The following is a 1,017-nucleotide window of genomic DNA, read 5'->3' as shown; positions in this document are numbered from 1 at the left end:
GTCAGGAGTATTTAGCCTTGGAGGATGGTCCCCCCTCGTCCGAAGACAGTTCAGACAGGATTTCACGTGTCCCGTCCTACTCGATTTCACAATGATTGGCCTTTCGTGTACGGGGCTATCACCCACTATGGCGACACTTTCCAGAGTCTTCCACTAAACCAAAAATTGCTTAAGGGCTACTCCCCGTTCGCTCGCCGCTACTGGGGGAATCTCAATTGATTTCTTTTCCTCCGGGTACTTAGATGTTTCAGTTCCCCGGGTTCGCCTTCCAAAGCCTATGTATTCAGCTAAGGAATACCAACTTATGTTGGTGGGTTTCCCCATTCGGAAATTCCTGGATCACAGCTTGTTTATCAGCTCCCCAAGACTTATCGCAGATTACCACGTCCTTCATCGCCTCTGACTGCCAAGGCATCCACCGTGTACGCTTAGTCACTTGACCATATAACCCGAAGCGATCTCTTTGAGATCTCAGTTGTCAGTTGTCGGTGACCAGTGGTCAGTCGATTCGTGCCAACTGTTGGTTATAGGCAATATAACTACCTTTAACGATCTTCAGTCATCAACTGGCCACTGTTAACTGACCACTGACAACTGAACGCCATACACATTAGCTATTACCTTTCGGTAAATAACTTGAGAGTGTCTCAGCAAGAATTTTCATTACAAGACGAAGGTCTTGTAAATCAATTCAGCTTAAATTTGGATTCCACATTGTTAAAGAACATTCTTTCGTTACGAAAGAAGAGCAAAATATGCTTAATGAATCAGTTTTCTGCTGTCTCTTACAAGACGAGAAATTGGTGGAGCTATGCGGGATCGAACCGCAGACCTCCTGCGTGCAAAGCAGGCGCTCTCCCAGCTGAGCTATAGCCCCCTATTCTTTCCGTTGAGCTAGGCTTTCATCTCTTGAAAGCTTGGTGGGTCTGGGCAGATTCGAACTGCCGACCTCACCCTTATCAGGGGTGCGCTCTAACCGACTGAGCTACAGACCCGGCACCTTAATCAAGATAACGG

General features: G+C 47.2%; 2 tRNA genes and 1 rRNA gene. All 3 read right to left on the bottom strand.

From position 1 onward, the window contains the following. Positions 1-442: ribosomal RNA gene (locus tag CX664_RS25175) — 23S ribosomal RNA — on the bottom strand; the annotation flags it as partial. Positions 443-801: 359 nt separating this feature from the next. Continuing rightward, a tRNA-Ala gene (locus CX664_RS25170) sits at positions 802-877 on the bottom strand. A gap of 41 nt (positions 878-918) precedes the next feature. Next, positions 919-995: transfer RNA gene (locus tag CX664_RS25165), tRNA-Ile, on the bottom strand. Between the last annotated feature and the right edge of the window lie 22 nt (positions 996-1,017).

The organism is Endozoicomonas acroporae (genome assembly GCF_002864045.1).
Classification (GTDB): Bacteria; Pseudomonadota; Gammaproteobacteria; order Pseudomonadales; family Endozoicomonadaceae; genus Endozoicomonas; species Endozoicomonas acroporae.
The sequence above is the reverse complement of the archived record's forward strand: the minus strand, read 5'-3'. Positions and strand labels throughout refer to the sequence as shown.